At 40.9% G+C, this 16,651-nt stretch carries 13 protein-coding genes; 4 read left to right on the plus strand and 9 right to left on the minus strand.

The window, feature by feature from the left end:
* Window positions 1–380: 380 nt before the first annotated feature.
* Both IX83_RS00520 and IX83_RS00525 read left to right on the plus strand, forming a co-directional pair.
* The gene (locus IX83_RS00520) at window positions 381–2,579 is read left to right on the plus strand and encodes a FepA family TonB-dependent siderophore receptor (RefSeq protein ID WP_038497922.1); all 2,199 of its coding nucleotides are present in this window, start codon (window positions 381–383) and stop codon (window positions 2,577–2,579) included.
* A gap of 609 nt (window positions 2,580–3,188) precedes the next feature.
* Window positions 3,189–4,316: a Fic family protein gene (locus IX83_RS00525; RefSeq protein WP_038497925.1), complete on the plus strand. Its 1,128-nt coding sequence runs from the start codon at window positions 3,189–3,191 to the stop codon at window positions 4,314–4,316.
* 78 nt (window positions 4,317–4,394) lie between these two features.
* Here IX83_RS00525 and dcm read toward each other — a convergent pair whose 3' ends face one another.
* The 7 genes from dcm to IX83_RS00560 all read right to left on the minus strand — a co-directional run bounded on the left by dcm (window position 4,395) and on the right by IX83_RS00560 (window position 11,485).
* Window positions 4,395–5,432: a DNA cytosine methyltransferase gene (dcm, locus tag IX83_RS00530; RefSeq protein ID WP_051919623.1), complete on the minus strand. Its 1,038-nt coding sequence runs from the start codon at window positions 5,430–5,432 to the stop codon at window positions 4,395–4,397.
* A 157-nt stretch (window positions 5,433–5,589) separates the two neighbouring features.
* Entirely contained in the window at window positions 5,590–7,122 is a 1,533-nt protein-coding gene (locus IX83_RS00535; RefSeq protein WP_038497926.1) for a class I SAM-dependent methyltransferase, read from the minus strand.
* 243 nt (window positions 7,123–7,365) lie between these two features.
* Complete coding sequence (locus IX83_RS00540; protein ID WP_158074710.1) at window positions 7,366–8,301, minus strand: autotransporter domain-containing protein; 936 nt, start codon at window positions 8,299–8,301, stop codon at window positions 7,366–7,368.
* Window positions 8,252–8,539 (minus strand): hypothetical protein, encoded by a 288-nt coding sequence (locus tag IX83_RS09005; protein ID WP_038497933.1) that lies wholly within the window; start codon window positions 8,537–8,539, stop codon window positions 8,252–8,254. Before IX83_RS09005 ends, IX83_RS00540 begins: the two co-directional genes overlap by 50 nt.
* Window positions 8,540–8,926: 387 nt before the next feature.
* Window positions 8,927–9,529 carry an autotransporter outer membrane beta-barrel domain-containing protein gene (locus tag IX83_RS08760; RefSeq protein ID WP_077315886.1) on the minus strand — a complete coding sequence of 201 codons (603 nt, stop codon included), beginning with the start codon at window positions 9,527–9,529 and terminating at the stop codon, window positions 8,927–8,929.
* Between the two features lie 8 nt (window positions 9,530–9,537).
* Complete coding sequence (locus tag IX83_RS00555) at window positions 9,538–10,860, minus strand: hypothetical protein (protein WP_038497941.1); 1,323 nt, start codon at window positions 10,858–10,860, stop codon at window positions 9,538–9,540.
* Between the two features lie 271 nt (window positions 10,861–11,131).
* A complete protein-coding gene (locus IX83_RS00560; RefSeq protein ID WP_201770244.1) occupies window positions 11,132–11,485 on the minus strand; it encodes a winged helix-turn-helix transcriptional regulator in 354 nt (117 codons plus the stop codon).
* Window positions 11,486–11,661: 176 nt separating this feature from the next.
* On the opposite strand from IX83_RS00560, the gene IX83_RS00565 reads away from it, so the two are divergent.
* Together IX83_RS00565 and IX83_RS00570 are read left to right on the plus strand one after the other, a co-directional pair.
* Window positions 11,662–12,315, plus strand: coding sequence for an NAD(P)-dependent oxidoreductase (locus tag IX83_RS00565; protein WP_038497947.1), 654 nt, complete (start codon window positions 11,662–11,664; stop codon window positions 12,313–12,315).
* A 166-nt stretch (window positions 12,316–12,481) separates the two neighbouring features.
* Entirely contained in the window at window positions 12,482–13,348 is an 867-nt protein-coding gene (locus IX83_RS00570; protein ID WP_038497949.1) for an MBL fold metallo-hydrolase, read from the plus strand.
* Between the two features lie 699 nt (window positions 13,349–14,047).
* Here the strand turns inward: IX83_RS00570 and IX83_RS00575 are convergent.
* Both IX83_RS00575 and prpF read right to left on the minus strand, forming a co-directional pair.
* On the minus strand, window positions 14,048–15,238 hold the full coding sequence (locus tag IX83_RS00575) for an acetylornithine transaminase (protein ID WP_038497952.1): 1,191 nt from the start codon (window positions 15,236–15,238) through the stop codon (window positions 14,048–14,050).
* Window positions 15,239–15,489: 251 nt separating this feature from the next.
* Window positions 15,490–16,650 (minus strand): 2-methylaconitate cis-trans isomerase PrpF, encoded by a 1,161-nt coding sequence (gene prpF / locus IX83_RS00580; protein WP_038497956.1) that lies wholly within the window; start codon window positions 16,648–16,650, stop codon window positions 15,490–15,492.
* Window position 16,651 lies beyond the last annotated feature (1 nt).

Below are 16,651 nucleotides of genomic sequence, written 5' to 3' on the forward strand. Positions count from 1 at the left end.
TGTCGTTGAAACAAGTGTTCATAACAGTGTGAAAGACAAATAAGTGGCATGAAACTCACAAAAAACGCGATGTTGTGGTTATTTTTATACACTTTGAATTTGAATTAAAAAAGGATGTGTGACTAGGCAAATTTTGGCTTTCCAAAGATTTTTGCCTAAAATTCAGCTGAATAATAATCAGATTTATATTGAGAATAATTATCATTAATAGTATCTTTATAAATGTTTCGTTGGTTTGTGAAGCGTTGGGGCCACCTGCTAACGAAGTGGACACAAAGGCAAAAGGCGAGTTTCGGATATGAAACGGATGCAGGATCGCGTTTTTGCGGTAGTAAATGTTCTCTATGACAAACAGGGATAAAGTGGTACAAGGAGTAGGTATGAGGTTGTACAAAACAAAATTATCGGTGGTGACGTGTTTAGCACTGACTTCTGTGGCATTTGCACAGGAACAAAATGACGTTGAATTAGAAAAAATTGTGGTGACCGCAGAACGCAAGCTCAAGCAGTCTTTGGGGGTGAGTGAGTTACCTGCCCAAGAGATAGAAAAATCGGCGGTTGTTAATGATGTGTCGGATTTGTTGCGTAAAATGCCGGGGGTGAATTTAACGGGAAATACCGCAACGGGTCAGCGTGGTAATGCCCGTCAGATCGACATTCGTGGGATGGGGCCTGAGAATACGTTGATTTTGATTGATGGTCGTCCAGTGACCTCGCGTCATTCGGTGCGTTATAGTTGGCGTGGTCAAAGGGATACGCGTGGTGATACGAACTGGGTGCCTGTTGAGGATATTGAGTCAGTCGAAGTGCTAAGAGGTCCAGCGGCTGCCCGTTATGGTTCAGGTTCGATGGGTGGCGTAGTCAATATCACGACAAAGAAAACATCTAAGGTGTTCAAAGGCTCGCTTACCTACTATACGAATATTCCTGAAGATGGCGATGAGGGTGGCACAAATCGAGTCGGCTTTAGCGTCTCGGGGCCGATTATTTCGGATACCTTGGCGTTCCGTTTGTATGGTAATTACAATAAAACTCAGGCGGATGCTTATGATATTAATAGTGGAGTCGTTGTTGGAGGAGCGGATGCTCGTGCTGCGGGTCGTGAGGGCGTGAGAAATAAAGATATTGCAGGACGATTAAATTGGAAAATCAATGAACATCAATATGTGGATGTGGACGTGAGTTACAGTCGTCAAGGTAATATTTATGCAGGCGATATTCAGAATACGAGTTTGCATAGCTTGAATAAAGAACTTATTCCAGCTTTGTACAAAGCAGAAACTAATCGTATGTATCGTCAAAGCTATGCCATCACCCATCATGGTGATTGGGATTGGGGATCGGTGAGATTAACAGCCCAATATGATCGCACCACAAACAGTCGTTTAAAAGAAGCGTTGACTGGGGGGCCAGAAGGTAGTATTACGGCTCCTTTTATATATTCTGACAGTATTTTAAAAACGTATCGTACTGCGGCAGAAGTCAGTGTGCCATTTGAATGGGCGGTACCTCATGTGGTCACGGTAGGGGCGGAGTTTTCGCATGACAGCTTGGATGATCCCGCTTCGATGAGTCAAACCTTTACTGATAGAGGTCAAACAGCTACATTTAAGCGATTTGAGGGGGTAAACCGTGGCAAGCAATCACAAAATAGTTTTTCTGTTTTTGTCGAAGATAATATTTCGGTAAGTCGTCCGCTTAGCTTGGTTCCGGGCTTGCGTTTTGACTATAACAGTCGTTCAGGCGGAGCTTTAAGTCCATCTTTGAATGCCTTTTATAATGTGACACCGACCTTGACGATTAAAGGCGGGGTCGCACGGGTGTATAAAGCACCTAATTTATATCAAAGTTCAGAGGGGTATTTGCTTTATACCAGAGGCAATGGTTGTCCTTTAAATATTAAGTCAACTCGATTACAAAACAATGCTTGCTATTTAATGGGGAATGCAAACTTAAAACCTGAAACCAGCTGGAACAAAGAGTTGGGGTTTGAGTACGATCCAGGTACATGGAAAGCTTCACTAGCGTACTTCCATAATGATTATCGTAATAAAATCGCTGCGGGAAATACAGTTCTAGAAACCTCAACTAGGTTCTATTTGATTCAATGGGAGAATATTCCAAAAGCCGTGGTATCAGGCGTAGAGGGAAATATTACCCTTCCTTTGGTGAAAAATACCTTGAATTGGGCGACAAACTTCACTTATATGATTGACAGTAAGGATAAATCAACAGGGAATCCTTTGTCGATTATTCCTAAATACACGATCAATACCTTTTTGGATTGGCAGATTAACGATAAATGGGATGCTCAGTTAAATGCGACTTTCTATGGTCGTCAGAAACCACGTCAATATGTGGAAAATTATATGGAGAACAATAATGGTTTGTCGACAACAGCTGTCGGTGCCTATACCTTAGTTGGTGTGAATACGGGTTATGCCTTTAACAAAAATTTCAAAATCCGTGTGGGTGTGTCTAATTTGTTTAACAAAAAGATCTATCGTTCAAACGATGGGGCAAATACCTATAACGAACCAGGTCGTGCATACTATGCAAGGGTGACCATGTCCTTTTAACCCTTATTAACCTCGAGGCAATGTGCTTTATCCCTGTCAGATTGATGGCAGGGATATTTTTTTGAGCAAAAAACGTAAAAAGTCGAACTAACGGGTTTGCTTAGTTCGAGAAAACGCAAAAAGTCGAACTAACGATGTTTCTTAGTTCGAGAAAACGCAAAAAGTCGAACTAACGAAGTTTCTTAGTTCGAGAAAACGCAAAAAGTCGAACTAACGAAGTTTCTTAGTTCGAGAAAACGCAAAAAGTCGAACTAACGATGTTGCTTAGTTCGAGAAAACGTAAAAAGTCGAACTAACGGGATTGCTTAGTTCGAGTTTTTTATTAAAAAAGAGATTAAAATGGAAAAAGCAGAGGGTTTTTATTTAGATGCATTGAGTAGAATGTGGACCATCGGGTAATAGCGTCGCAGTCATTATTAGGAAATGTGACACGTTCACAGTGACATAGCTGTGTTAGTGAAGATAATCTCGCCTAACAAAGGATGCTGCTTTGCTCGGATCATGGTGACATGGCTATGTTGTTGACGATAGTCGTCAGAAAAAATCATATGAGTAAAAGAGCTTGTGTTTATTGAGATGGCTTTTGCTCAATTATCAGGTGGATAGATCATGAAAATCGAAGAATTTAAAGCAGGAACATGGGAAAAACGTTATCAATACGAGAGTTTTGAGCCATCTTTGATTAATACAGAGTGGACATGGGACTCACCAAAGATTCATTTAGCACTGGAGCGAGCAACGAGAGCGTTGGGAGAGCTGAACGCGTTTTCATTGATTGTGCCAGACGTGGATTTATTTGTTCAAATGCACATCGTTAAAGAAGCCCAAACGTCTAGTAAGATTGAGGGCACGCAAACACAGATGGACGAAGCTTTGATGTCCAAGGACCTGATTCAGCCTGAAAAACGAGACGATTGGCAGGAAGTGCAAAACTATATTCAAGCGATGAATAGTGCGATCGCAGGATTAAGTCGGTTGCCACTTTCTAATCGTTTGTTAAGAGAGACGCATGCGGTATTGGTGTCAGGTGTGCGAGGACGTGAAAAACAACCAGGTGAGTTTCGCACAAGTCAAAACTGGATTGGCGGATCGAACTTGAATGATGCGGCCTTTGTGCCACCTCATCATGAAGGATTGCCTGTGTTGATGCGTGATTTGGAAGAGTTTTGGCATAACGATATGATTCTGGTGCCTCATTTGATTCGGATTGCCATTAGTCATTATCAGTTTGAAACTATCCATCCTTTTTTAGATGGGAATGGGCGAATTGGGCGGTTGATGATTCCGTTGTATTTGATGAGTCATGGCGTGCTAGAAAAACCGTCGTTGTATATCTCTGACTTTTTCGAGCGTTATCGTAGTAGTTATTACGATGCGTTGATGGCTGTGCGTATGCGTAACGATCTAACGCATTGGGTATTGTTTTTCTTGCAAGCGGTTGAAGAAACTTCTAAAAAAGGTTGCATGGTGTTTAAAGGGATTTTGAGATTCAGAGAAGAAGCCCAAAGCAAAATTATGAAACTAGGCAGACGTGCGGAATTAGCTGTACAGCTGTTGAATTTGCTATATCGAAACCCCATACAAACCGCCCAGAATATTGAAACCCATTTAAATATTTCAAAATCGACAGTGAATCTTCTGATAAAAGACTTTTTGGATGCGGGATTAATCAAAGAAGTAACAGGTAAAAAAAGAGGACAGGTTTTTGCGATGAATGACTACTTGACGTTGTTTTAACGTGTTTAGAAACAATACACGCAAGAATAGCTACTTCTCAACTGTTGAGTATGTTTTATTGCTGAATGGGAAAATGAATCATGCTTGTGGAGATGGGGTTAATAAATGGGTGGTTTGTTTTTTTGTAAGTTCATACATCACCCGCAAAATCCTTTCTGCAATACGTTTGACTAAAGGCATGCTGACGCTGTTTCCAGCCTGCATATAAAGTTTGCTATTTGCAATGGGTGGTAAGACAAAATGATTCATGTCATACCCTTGAAAAGCAAAACACTCTTTAGGCGTGAGTTTTCGGATGCCGTAGTCATCAAGAAGTAAGGGGACGTTATGTCCACCTGTACCCATATTGGCAGTTAAGGTGGGGCAAAGATTATTTTTATTCTCACGAACATAGACTCGTCGCCACTGATATAAGGTGTTTTTCGAGCAGATATGTTCTTTTAGTGTATCGATGTATTTTGAGTGGTCGTAATAAAACTTATCGTCTTGTTTTTCTGAATCAATAAAGTCATGAATGGTCTTAGTGAGCGGGATTTTCGAGGGAAAAGAAAACTGCTCGTAGTTCAAATGACTTTCTTTATTAAAAGCTACGATAAAAATACGTTCTCGATTCTGGGGAATATTCGCATATTCAGCCGTGTTCATCACTTGATAGAAAACGTGGTAATTTAGCTTATCCAAAATAGAGAGAATCGTTTGGAATGTTCGCCCTTTATCATGAGATACTAAGTTCTTCACGTTTTCAAGGAAGATAACTTTAGGACGATGTTTTTCAGCAATCTGTTCAATATCAAAAAATAAAGTGCCTCGACTATCGGCAAATCCTTTCTGATAACCTGCAATAGAAAAAGCCTGACAAGGAAAACCCGCACAAAGAATATCGAATGTCTCTGGGATTTTCGCTTTAGTTTCAGCTAATGTAATATCGCCGTAGGGTAGGATGCCATGGTTAGCAAGGTAGGTTTTCTGTGCATCTTTATCCCATTCGCTACTAAAAACGCAAGTGCCCCCTAATGCTTTTAAAGCAAAATGAAAGCCTCCTACGCCCGCAAATAAGTCAATAAACGTAAATGCGGCAGCTTGAGTATGAGAATGTGTTAAATCGCTATTAGACATAGATAGCCTATCAAATGACTGAGTGGTAATCATAACATTAATCATACATGAAAGTCTTTGAGGCAATCGACCGATTGTAAGACAATGTCCATGGTGATAATTACGTCATAAAAAAGCCCTATCATCAGTGGATAAGGCTTTGGGTAAGCTAGGGGCGTTAGGATACGATGCCTAGTGTTTTGAATAGTTTGAGGTGGTGTTGGAAAAAGTTTGTTTTTAATTCCTCAAGATAGGCTAAGCTTTCTTGTTCGTCTTGGATGGTTTTGCCCTCTTTAATTAATACTTGATGATGTTGTTTTAACCGTTTAAAGGCATGGTTGACGTATTGATCTTTAGGGATGTTTTGCAAATACGCTTCTAAAAATAGTTGATTTACCGCGGTAATAAGCCAACCTGAGCCAATGACGGGACTGGCAAAGTAATTCACCTGTTGAGGCGATAGCGTAAAGTCCAATAAATACTGATTGAGACGTTGGCAGATTGATTGATTGTGTTTGATGGTTGATTCAGGCTGTACAACGGCCAATTCTTTTTTGCCAAATAATAAAGCAAGCGATGCATAAATCGTGTTTGCATTCATTTTGTCTGACAAAGATGTCACGAGTTCTGAGACGTGATGTATTTTTCCATCTTGTAATATGTCCAATAAAGGCTCAAAGACTTCGTGATTCATAGCGGTGGTGATGTGATTGGTGACAGTCAGTTCGATGCCTTTTTCAGGCGGTGTCAAAACCACGCGTAATGATTGCCATTGTTGATCACGTTCTGCAGGTGTTAATTCGCGTTTGCCTTTGATCCAATAATCGCGACGGAATTGCTTATTCAGCAAATAATCTTTGATGGTTTGTTTTAACGAGGGGTGGGTAATATCATCCAAATAATTTTGTTGTTCATCACTAAATAAACAATTATTAAAATCGTCTAGATAGTAGGCAGAACAAGCAAAACTAAGCTTCGCAGGTTCTAACCATTCTTCCATTTGGGCATAGAACATGGGTTGCCAATCACGATTTAAGTATTCATGAGCAATGTAATTAGAGGGTTTTTGTAATAAATCCTTGACGCGTTGGAGAAGTTGGGGAGAGGTGTTAAGCAGGTGGTGACTATGTTCTAAGGTTTTAATGGTTTGTTCAATAGCATGTTTGGTATTGTTAGAGCGATTGTTTTCTTTCGTTGAACCAAAACGATCATGTTCGCACAATAAATGGCGTAAGGGCGAGGGTGACGACCAGCCTGGCAATGTGTTGTAACTTACGTATAAAACACCGCCTACTTTTAATTTTCGTTTTAAAAAATCCACGATAATTGCTCGATTCTCATTCGAGATCCATGACCAAATACCGTGTAAGGCAATAAAGTCAAAGTCAGGCAAATCCTCACGTTTGCAAAATTCATGAAAGCCTTGTTCCGCGATTAATAATCGTTCTGGATCCGCGTGATTGGCTAGGGTTTGAGCAAAAAGAGCGTGTGAGGGATTAAAGTCTGTTCCATACCACTTCGCAAGGCCTGTGGCGGCATGAATATTGAGTGATAAACCTTGACCAAACCCAAGTTCGCACGCGTGTTCAATCTTGGGGATAGCAAGATTACTCATTAAAAATGGAATGGTAATTTGAGCGGGATTGAGTTCTTGATAATAACCGTAGGTGTAATTAATATCGCTGATATAACCTTCTGACCAAGCTGACATCGTGTGTTCCTTTGTAATCATGCAATGTAATCTATCCGTTCATTATAACGGTTGGTGCTTGTTTTTTATAGCATAAATTCCAAAAAAATGAAAAAGGTAGATGAATAAAAAACAGCAGTCTGCAAAGACCTGATGGCGGGTGTGAGGATGGGCGTGTGTTAAGAGATCGAAAAGTAAGGTGTATCGGGATGGGGAAGTGGGGTGAGGAGAGTGTGAACTCCCCTCTGTTAGCTTAAAAGCGGGTTACCAGAAGTAACGCACGCCTAAATGGCCACCATAGCCACTCAATTTCTTACCAGAAAGGTTGTGAGTGTATTGAGTGTTGATGTAGAATTGGGCCGCTTTGGTAATGTTGACATTAGCACCTAAACCAAGGCGAGCATAGCTTTCAGCGTATTTTTCATACGTATCGCTAGTCTCAATGTACAAATCTTTACTTTGAATAAAGTTATGATGAACACTGGCATTAGCGTATATCGAGAAGTTTTGACCTTGGTATTCAGCACGAGTACCTACGCCTAATCTCAATGAATGCTGGTTCTGACTTAACATATGTTGTTTCTTTGTATCCGTAAAGTCATTCAAATGCAAAAAGACGTAATCGGTTTGAACGTAAGGTTTTAACCACCATCCAGACGAGGAGTTCGATAAAGAGAACGCTTGGGTGTAGCGAGCAGAAAGTGCTGCTGCATAACCTGATTGATCGGCTGTCATATCGCTAGCACGGTAGTTATTGTCTAAATACGTGCCTTGAACTAAGAAATCAAAAGAAGCGGTACGAGACAGGTCATAACGATGTGTTAACCCCAAGTTATACGCACGAGAGATAAGGCGATATTGGTAGCCATCTTCTTTGTCGTAGTATTTTGTTTTGCCGTAGTTGTAGCTGAAATACGCACTGGTGCGAGATCCTGAACCTGCTTCATTATGATGAGATTGAAGTTGGTAACCTAGGTGGAAGTGATAAAAATTGCTGTCAAGGTTGAAATCGTTTTTGCCGTCTTTTTCAAGATGATCAATGTTTGTTTGAATCCACGTGCTCAAACCATGTTCAACATCGGGATTATCTAGGGCTTGATCAATTGACGTTAAGGTCTGATGTAGGTTGATGCTAGTCGCATTAATAACCTTATAACGGGGGGGGGGTATTGGAATCTGATGCTCCTCCTGAGCAATCACTACACACAGCTGAACCGCCTGATGAGGGAGATTTTGGTTTCCCAGAATATGTGCTACCAGAAGTTGATGATCCTGGTTTTCCTTGATTAGAACTACCAGATGATGGAGAGTTGTTTTGAGAGTACCCACCAGAGGTTGATGATGAACTACTTGATGAGTCTGATGTTTCCGCAGCATAAGCCACGCCCGATAAGGCCAGCAATAATGCGGTTAATGACGTTTTATATAAAGGTTTCATATTTCTTTTCCTTAAAAAGGTTAGGAGATTTGAGCCATCATTGTATCGTTGTATGTGTTTATAAAAAATGCATAATTCAGAAATATTGAATTTGTCTATTTTTTTGAAATAATTAGAAATATAGTTGTTGTTTTTTGGTTTTTTTGACAGGTATTGAATACACCCCATCCACATGACAAGAGAAAACGTATAACGAATGTTTGATGAGGGTGATGACAGGCGTATAGGTGCATGTTACTTACCTGACGAGACCCGTATTCACTACTAAAAACGGCGGTGGTCACGCTTCAAGTTCTCTTTGATTGCATAGTATGTTTATGGTGATGTTATCGATATTGAAGCGTGGCCAGATAAAAGTAATGCACTACATATTAGAGTGGGCGGTAATTACCAGCGATAGTTCACCCCTGCAGTAATGGTTTTTAATCGAGCTGATTTTTTATGCTCATAACTCATATGTAGGTAAGCCTTGATAGTTCGGTTAATAGACGTTTCTAGACCAATGGCGGAATAAAGCCCATACTTATCATTAGGCACTTGGATCGTTTCATTATCAACATGAATCGTATTTTGGTCAATAAATTCTCTGCCGACAGCAAGGTCAAGATAAGGGCGAATATGAGTATTTGAATAACGCCAAGTATAGGCAAAACGTGAACCAACCGCACCATAAACCGATCGGAAGCCATTGTCTTTGACGAGCGTATCGTTGATAGAATAGGACTGGCTTTTTTGGTAGGCCATGGCAAGTTCAACGTAAGGTTCTAGGAAAAATCCTTGCTCGGAATGGAGGTGGAATCCTGATTTGCTTCGTATGCCATATCCCGTGCTATTAAATTTAGTTTGATACGTATGAGATTGCCTGATTGGGGTGGTCAATAACCGATTGTTTTGGCGAGATATCAGTGCTTGCAGATCGACAAACAGTCCATTATTCGCAAAGTAGCTGGCATAGGCCTGTAATGAGTGGGATTTGACACGAGCCTCAATCGCCTTTTTTAAGGTTTTGAACTAGCAGTGCTGACAGCCATACCGAGTAAATATTTTCCTTTTTGGCTGAGCAATACGGTATCGGCCCCTAAGGAGACACCATGTGTATAGACATCAAGAGGTGTGTTTTCGATGCGAAGCTGTACATCTTGATAAAACGGTTTTATCCAGACGGTGCCTTGATCATGCTGGTCTTGACGCAGTTGTGTGGCACGATGGTTAATCGATTTTTGATGAATTTGATTCGCCAAAAGTGTGGTGCTAGCGATGGATTGTACGCCTACACTTAGGTTGGATGGGCCTGCGGGAGTGTAATAAAATCCTGCGATACCTGAGGTGGTTTCCTCTGCTGTGTAGTACTTCACGGCATAAGCGGTCGTGCCTTTTTCTTTTATCGCTTGGCCTTGATTAATTTGTAGCTTGGGCGTGTCAAAGCCGTAGTAATAGATCAAAGGATGTTGATTAGAACGTCCTCTGGAGGCGATGGAACCTTGATCCAGAATGTTTAGCGATCCACTTGCTTGGGTCAAAATCGATAGGTTCTGACGATCATAATCTGAATTGATAATGATCGTGCCGTTGTTGGCTTCTAAGTCATTGATGATCAAACCAGCAGCGGTGTCCCCATCCGTATTAAGGTTCAATACCCCTGCTTGAGATAAGTAGAGTTTATCCACAAAAGAGCTGACGATGATTCGACTTTGTCGTGTTGTAATGAGCGAAGCATTATTTTGTAGGCGAGATTTTATATCGCTCCAACTAGACGTATCGCCATTCTTTATGGCATTAATCTTATCGTTAAAATCATTGCCAAGAATTAAGGATGCCCAGCTGGGTAATTGAGTTAATTCAGGATTGGCAAGAATAAATGCTTGAGCCTTATCCTCTGATAGATGACCTACCATGCGTGAGAATTGATTGGCCCCTCTTGCTGCTGTTAAACTCGTTCCTTGAACTTGCCATTCGGCCTGCTCGATGTTAACTGTTATATGACCATTTGGTGAAAAGGTTGGGCCATACCAAGTCGCGTGATCAGATAGATTAATAGTAAGGTTGCCTCCATTGGCATAAGCACTTTGGTCCCACTTCGCACCCGAACCGTAAACATTAAATAAGCTATCGCCTCTAAAAGCATATAGGCTTTCTGATGAGGTGTTGCTGGTTGACGTGCCATCGAGCTTGAGCGTATCGCCATACAATACCCATTGATCATTGCCTTGTATAAAGGTCCATTCATGTTTTTGTTCGAACTCAATATTAGCCAAGGCAGGTTGAGTCAATAAAAGTAATGATGTTGCGATGCTAGTTAATAGGAATTTTCTTTGTGTCATAGTCCCCTCCTTTTTGTCAGCCTTATTTTATCGTGTTATGCGTATTATTTCAATTGAAATAATTTGTTTGAAGACGTAAAAATAAGACTTGAAGCTGATATGAGAGGATGAAGGAGGCTTAATCTTGGCAAAATGCCTTAGTTAGCGTTCATCGCGATGTTAACGACTGGGTTTGTGCGTCGTTTAGAATTTCCTCTAAGTGGGTTTCGAGCCAGTTTACAAGAGAACGTAACTGCATGCACAACGTTCATTACAGTGTTGACGACTGGGTTTATGCATCGTTTAGAATTTCCTCTAGGTGGTTTTCTAGCCAATTTACGAGTGAACGTAAATGTTTGGCGGCTTGTTTTCCATGAGCGGTAAGTGAGTATTCCACATGAGGTGGCACGGTATCATAAGATTTACGAAGTACCATACCATCTGCTTCGAGTTCCTGTAAAGTCTTGCTGAGCATTCTTTCATTAATGCCCTCAATTTCATTTCTTATTTCGCTAAAACGTTTTGTTTTTTTATACAAACAGGTCATCACGAGAACGCCCCATTTACTAGTAAGGTGGTTTAAGATTTCACGAGAGGGGCAATTTGCGGCTAATACATTTCCTTTTTCAGGTTCGTGGTACATCATATTACAGCTTGATACTATCTAAGGTTTATAAAATTTGTGTAAAATTTACAGCACTTACTTTTTTGTAAGTACTTCCATTTTGTTAGTAAGTTGATATAATACACCATGTAGTAAAACAAAACAATCTTTAAATGATTGTTTACAGACTTAAACGATTTAATAGAAAGGAAATGATTATGTCAAAATTTGCTGTGATTGGTGCAACAGGTTATGTAGGGCGTGCTGTGGTAGAAGAGTTAGCACGTCGTGGTCATCAAGTGACTGCATTCGCACGTTCTGTAGAGAAAGTCACGAAAGCTGATAATGTACAAGCAGTCGCTGCTGATGTGAACAGTAAAGATTTTTCTCAGCAGTTATCAGGTTTTGATGCGGTAGTGAGTGCCTTTAATCCCGGTTGGTCGAATCCTAATATTGCGGCTGATTTTAAAAAAGGTGCCAGTGCCATTGTAGAAGCAGCAAAACAAGCCCAAGTACCTTATTTATTAGTGGTGGGTGGTGCAGGCAGTTTGTATATTGCACCAGGTGTGCAGTTGGTGGATACACCAGAATTCCCAAAAGACATCTATGAGGGTGCCAATGCTGCTCGTCATTTGTTAAATGATTTACGTGATCGTCGTGATGTGAACTGGGCCTTTATTTCACCACCTGCTTTATTAGGTGAAACAGGTGAGGAACGTACAGGTAAATATCGTTTGGGTGGCGAAGAGGTCTTGATGTCAGGTGATGAACCAGCAGGTATCAGTGTGGCAGATATGGCGATTGCGATTGCAGATGATGTCGAACAAAAAGCACACTTATTTAAACGTTTCACTGTAGCGAGTGTGGAATAGTACGAGGAAACTCGCCAGTAGTGAATGAGTAGTGATGTTTTGTTTGCATGATGATTCGTTCACTCGTTTGAGAAGATGATGTGCGGGACTTTTTTAGTCTCATCTCAGAAAGTTGGAAGCAGACAAAGTAAGTTAGTTGTAATTTTTAATATAAAAAGGAAACAATGTGAAATTATTAAAAGCGTTATTAGTAGGGTCGTTGCTGACGGTATCGAGCATGGCCATGGCACAATTAAAATTATCTGTATTTTATGCAAAACCCGATGCGTTCGCTGTTACGTCAACGTTAGTAATGGGTGAAAAAGAGGCGATTTTGATCGATACAGGATTTTCTCGTGCAGATGCTTTGCGTATCGCGGCAGAAGTGTTAGACAGCCAAAAGCGTTTAACTACTATTTTGGTGAGCCAAGCGGATCCTGATTATTACTTTGGTGTATCGACATTGAAAGCTATATTCCCTGAAGCCAAGGTTGTTGCACCGCCTCAGGTATTGGCAGAGATTAAAGAAAAGCTAGAAACCAAGTTGTCGGTTTGGACACCACAATTAGGTACGAATCAACCTTTGTTGCCCATGGTTTTACCTGAAGCATTGGATAAACCTCAATTGACACTTGAAAATGAAGTGATTGAGATTCGTGATAGTGAGGGTCAATACGGCAACCGTCCTTTCGTGTGGATTCCATCATTGAAAACGATTACAGGGAATGTGAATGTTTATGGCAATATGCACTTATGGACGGCTGATAGCCAAACTAAAGCCTCTCGCGAAGCTTGGCAGAAACAGCTTGATGAGATGTTGGCATTGAATCCAGAATGCGTGATCCCAGGTCATCAGATCGGTGGTGCGAAAGAAGACAAATCACTGGTTGAATTTAATAAAAAGTATTTAACTCAGTTTGAGGAAGTACTATCAAAAAATCACAAGAGTGAAGACGTGATCAAAGCGATGGAAAAACTATATCCTAATTTACAAGGTGTGGATAACTTGGAGTTTAGTGCCAAAGTGAACACGGGCGAAGTGAAGTGGGATTAATTTTCGCAGTGATTCGCTAAAAAGCTATTCTAGAGAACAGGTCGATCCAATGTGATCGACTTGTTTGTTTTTTCTCCTTGTTCATCAGAAATTTTATTAATGCAAAGAGGTGTTTAAACACGTGAAATAGTTTCTTAAACACTGTTTGGTGGCACGGGGTTTTAAAACACGTAGCAGGATTTTATACAGATCAACCGTTTCTCGCATCGTCTGTTTTTAATCATAATGTCCATTAAAAAACGAGATAGAAACGATGCCGATCGTTCGCGTAATGCCTAGCATCCGCATGATATTCATGATGAGAAGTGAGTCATTATCACTGAGATTCTGATTGAGTGAAAAGGATAGAAACGATGCCGATCGTTCGTGTAATGCCTAGCATCCGCATGATAGTAGCGATGAGAAGTGAGCCATTATCACTGAGATTGTGATTGAGTGAAAGAGATAGAAACGATACCGATCGTTCATGTAAAGCCTAGCATCCGCATAATATTAACGATAAGAAATGAGTCATTATCACTGAGATTGTGATTGAGTGTAAAGAATAGTCACGATGCTGATCGTTCGTGTAATGCCTAGCATCCGCATGATATTCATGATGAGAAGTGAGTCATTATCGCTGAGATTCTGATTGAGTGAATGAGATAGAAACGGTGCTTAATGTCCTTTGTGTTTGACTCAACTTCTCATCACATAACATTACTTTCTTACTTCTGCAATGACCTTATCTAAGGTGTCTAAAGCAAGTTGTAATGTTGCTTCGCTAAGATTTAAAGCAGGCATAAAACGTAGTAAATTAGGGCGTGGTGCATTTAATAATAAACCAAACTCTGGGTACTCACGAGCCGCATCAACGATTGCATGACCATCTTCCTTATCGAGTAATAAGGCTCTTAATAAACCCATTCCACGTTCACCTAACATATTCCATTTTTGGCTGATATTTTGTAAACCTTGTGATAGCTGTTCAGCACGCTCGTTAACTTGTTCTAAAAATCCCGGCTCGGTCAATACATCAAAAACTGCACAACCCACTTCTGTGCAAAGTGGATTACCGTTGTAAGTGCCTCCTTGATCGCCCGGTTCAAAACTACATACAAATTCTTTAGCAAGTTGGGCCGCTAAAGGCACACCGCCACCAATTCCTTTGCCAAGGCTCATTAAATCAGGTTCGATGTCGAATAACTGGTAAGCAAATAGACTGCCACAACGTCCCATGCCTGTTTGTACTTCATCGACAATTAATAAAATTCCTTTTTCTTTCGTTAAAGCTCGTAAATCCTGCATAAATTCACGTGTAGCAGGAATCACACCTGCTTCACCTTGTACAGGTTCTAACATCACGGCAACCGTGTCTGCATCGATTAATTTTTTGACCGAATCAATGTCGTTTAACACTGCTTTTGGGAAACCATCAACTTGTGGTGGGAATTTTTGATCCCAGCCCGGTTTGCCAGATGCCGACATCGTCGCTAAGGTACGTCCATGAAAGCCATTCTCAAAAGTAATGATTTTATAGGCCCCGTGACGATGTTTTTGCCCCCATTTACGAGCGAGTTTGATATTGCCCTCATTCGCTTCAGCACCGCTATTGGTGAAGAATACGCGATCAAAGCACGACGCTTGAATCAGCCTGTTTGCTAAGCCCATCGCGGGTTCGTTGTAAAAAGCGGGTGATGGGTTGATTAAAGACAGTGACTGTTTTTGAAGTGCTTGTACCATGCTGGGGTGGCAATGTCCCAAACAGTTTACTGCCCAACCTTGAATCAGATCTAAATACTTTCTCCCACGACGGTCCCAAAGCCAAGATCCTTGGCCTTTTGTAAAGACAATATCTGGGCGTGACGTGATCGTCATCAGTGCATCGGTTTCATGTGCAAGTAAACTCATTTTTGATTCCTCATCATTAAAAGGGACAGTCATTTATTATATAACCATAATGTTTAGAAGCTAATCTAATGAACATAGCGAAACATAACGGATGCAAAACGTAGCGGTTAAGTTTGCTCATGAATAAACGTCACTGGTTTTGCATGTGCATCTGTGTCTCGGCTTGTTCCAGATTTCTTGGCGAAACAAGAAAACTCGTCTTTGTTTAAATAGATTCAATCTAAGTTTCAAAGCAAAAGTGCCTTGAATGCTTAATCAAACGGTGGCACAAAAACATATCCTTGCATTAAGATTCTGGCACTTCGGCTCATGATGGCTTTATCGATATACCATTGTCCATTTTTAATCGTAGTGCACGCTCCCACCGTCAGCAAACCAGAGGGGTGTGCAAAAATAACCTCAGACGAATCACTGGGTGTTTTGTTTAAATTAGGAATGGTATTGGGAATGCTGGCAGCACTGGCGATTGCAACAGAAGCCGTTCCCATCATGGCGTGATGGAGTTTACCCATGCTCATGGCTCTGACTTGTAAATGATAATCTGATGCGTTTATCTGTTTTCCATCAGAGGTTTGGTAATCTGCAGGAGGGGCTACCCATGCGATTTTCGGTGTATGTTGTTGTGTGATGGCTTGTGAAGCATCCTGTATGATGCCCATTTTTAAAGCACCTGCCACCCTGATTTTTTCAAGTGTTTCACGAATAATAGGATCGTTATTAATCCTATCTTGTGTTTCAGACCCTGTGAGATTTAAGGCGTGGGCATGAATAAAAACAACAGGAATACTCGCATCAATCAAAGTTGCTTCAATTTGGCCCAGTTCGGGGATGTCTAGTACATCGATGAGATGTCCCGTGGGAAATAATGCTGCATGACTAGGTTCTATAAATTCTAATTTGATTTCTGCACTGGGAAAGGCAATTCCATCTAAATAGAAATCACCGAGTTCTTGGACTTGATACTGTTTAATTGGCACATGAGCAATGATTGTTTTTTGAATATTCGCTTGCCAAATACGAACCGAACACACGCCATTTTCAGGAATTCTATCGCGTGCCACAAAACCCTCACGAATCGCAAAGGCACCGACTGCGGCACTTAAATTCCCACAATTCCCACTCCAATCCACTAAACTTTTATCAATAGACACTTGAGAAAAGAGGTAATCGACATCGTGATAAGGCACGCTAGGATGGTCGATAATCACTGCTTTGCTGGTTGATGAACTGGCGTTACCTAAACCATCCATTTGTTTTTGGTAAGGGTCAGGACTGCCTAAGACCCTTAATAGTAGCTGGTCTCGTGAGATACCTGGTTTTTGTGCAGATGCAGGTAGATCGCTACGTTTAAAAAACACGCCTTTGGATGTGCCACCACGATAATAAGCAGCGGGTATGTTGATTTGTTCCATA

Origin of the sequence: Basilea psittacipulmonis DSM 24701, from assembly GCF_000743945.1 — a bacterium.
GTDB classification, from domain to species: domain Bacteria; phylum Pseudomonadota; class Gammaproteobacteria; order Burkholderiales; family Burkholderiaceae_B; genus Basilea; species Basilea psittacipulmonis.

Excerpts from the sequence above, each read along its gene's own strand:
- IX83_RS00520 (WP_038497922.1), top strand. The coding sequence starts at position 381 with ATGAGGTTGTACAAAACAAAATTATCGGTGGTGACGTGTTTAGCACTG.
- IX83_RS00525 (WP_038497925.1), top strand. The coding sequence starts at position 3,189 with ATGAAAATCGAAGAATTTAAAGCAGGAACATGGGAAAAACGTTATCAA.
- dcm (WP_051919623.1), bottom strand. The coding sequence starts at position 5,432 with ATGTCTAATAGCGATTTAACACATTCTCATACTCAAGCTGCCGCATTT.
- IX83_RS00535 (WP_038497926.1), bottom strand. The coding sequence starts at position 7,122 with ATGTCAGCTTGGTCAGAAGGTTATATCAGCGATATTAATTACACCTAC.
- IX83_RS09005 (WP_038497933.1), bottom strand. The coding sequence starts at position 8,539 with ATGAAACCTTTATATAAAACGTCATTAACCGCATTATTGCTGGCCTTA.
- IX83_RS00555 (WP_038497941.1), bottom strand. The coding sequence starts at position 10,860 with ATGACACAAAGAAAATTCCTATTAACTAGCATCGCAACATCATTACTT.
- IX83_RS00560 (WP_201770244.1), bottom strand. The coding sequence starts at position 11,485 with ATGATGTACCACGAACCTGAAAAAGGAAATGTATTAGCCGCAAATTGC.
- IX83_RS00565 (WP_038497947.1), top strand. The coding sequence starts at position 11,662 with ATGTCAAAATTTGCTGTGATTGGTGCAACAGGTTATGTAGGGCGTGCT.
- IX83_RS00575 (WP_038497952.1), bottom strand. The coding sequence starts at position 15,238 with ATGAGTTTACTTGCACATGAAACCGATGCACTGATGACGATCACGTCA.
- prpF (WP_038497956.1), bottom strand. The coding sequence starts at position 16,650 with ATGGAACAAATCAACATACCCGCTGCTTATTATCGTGGTGGCACATCC.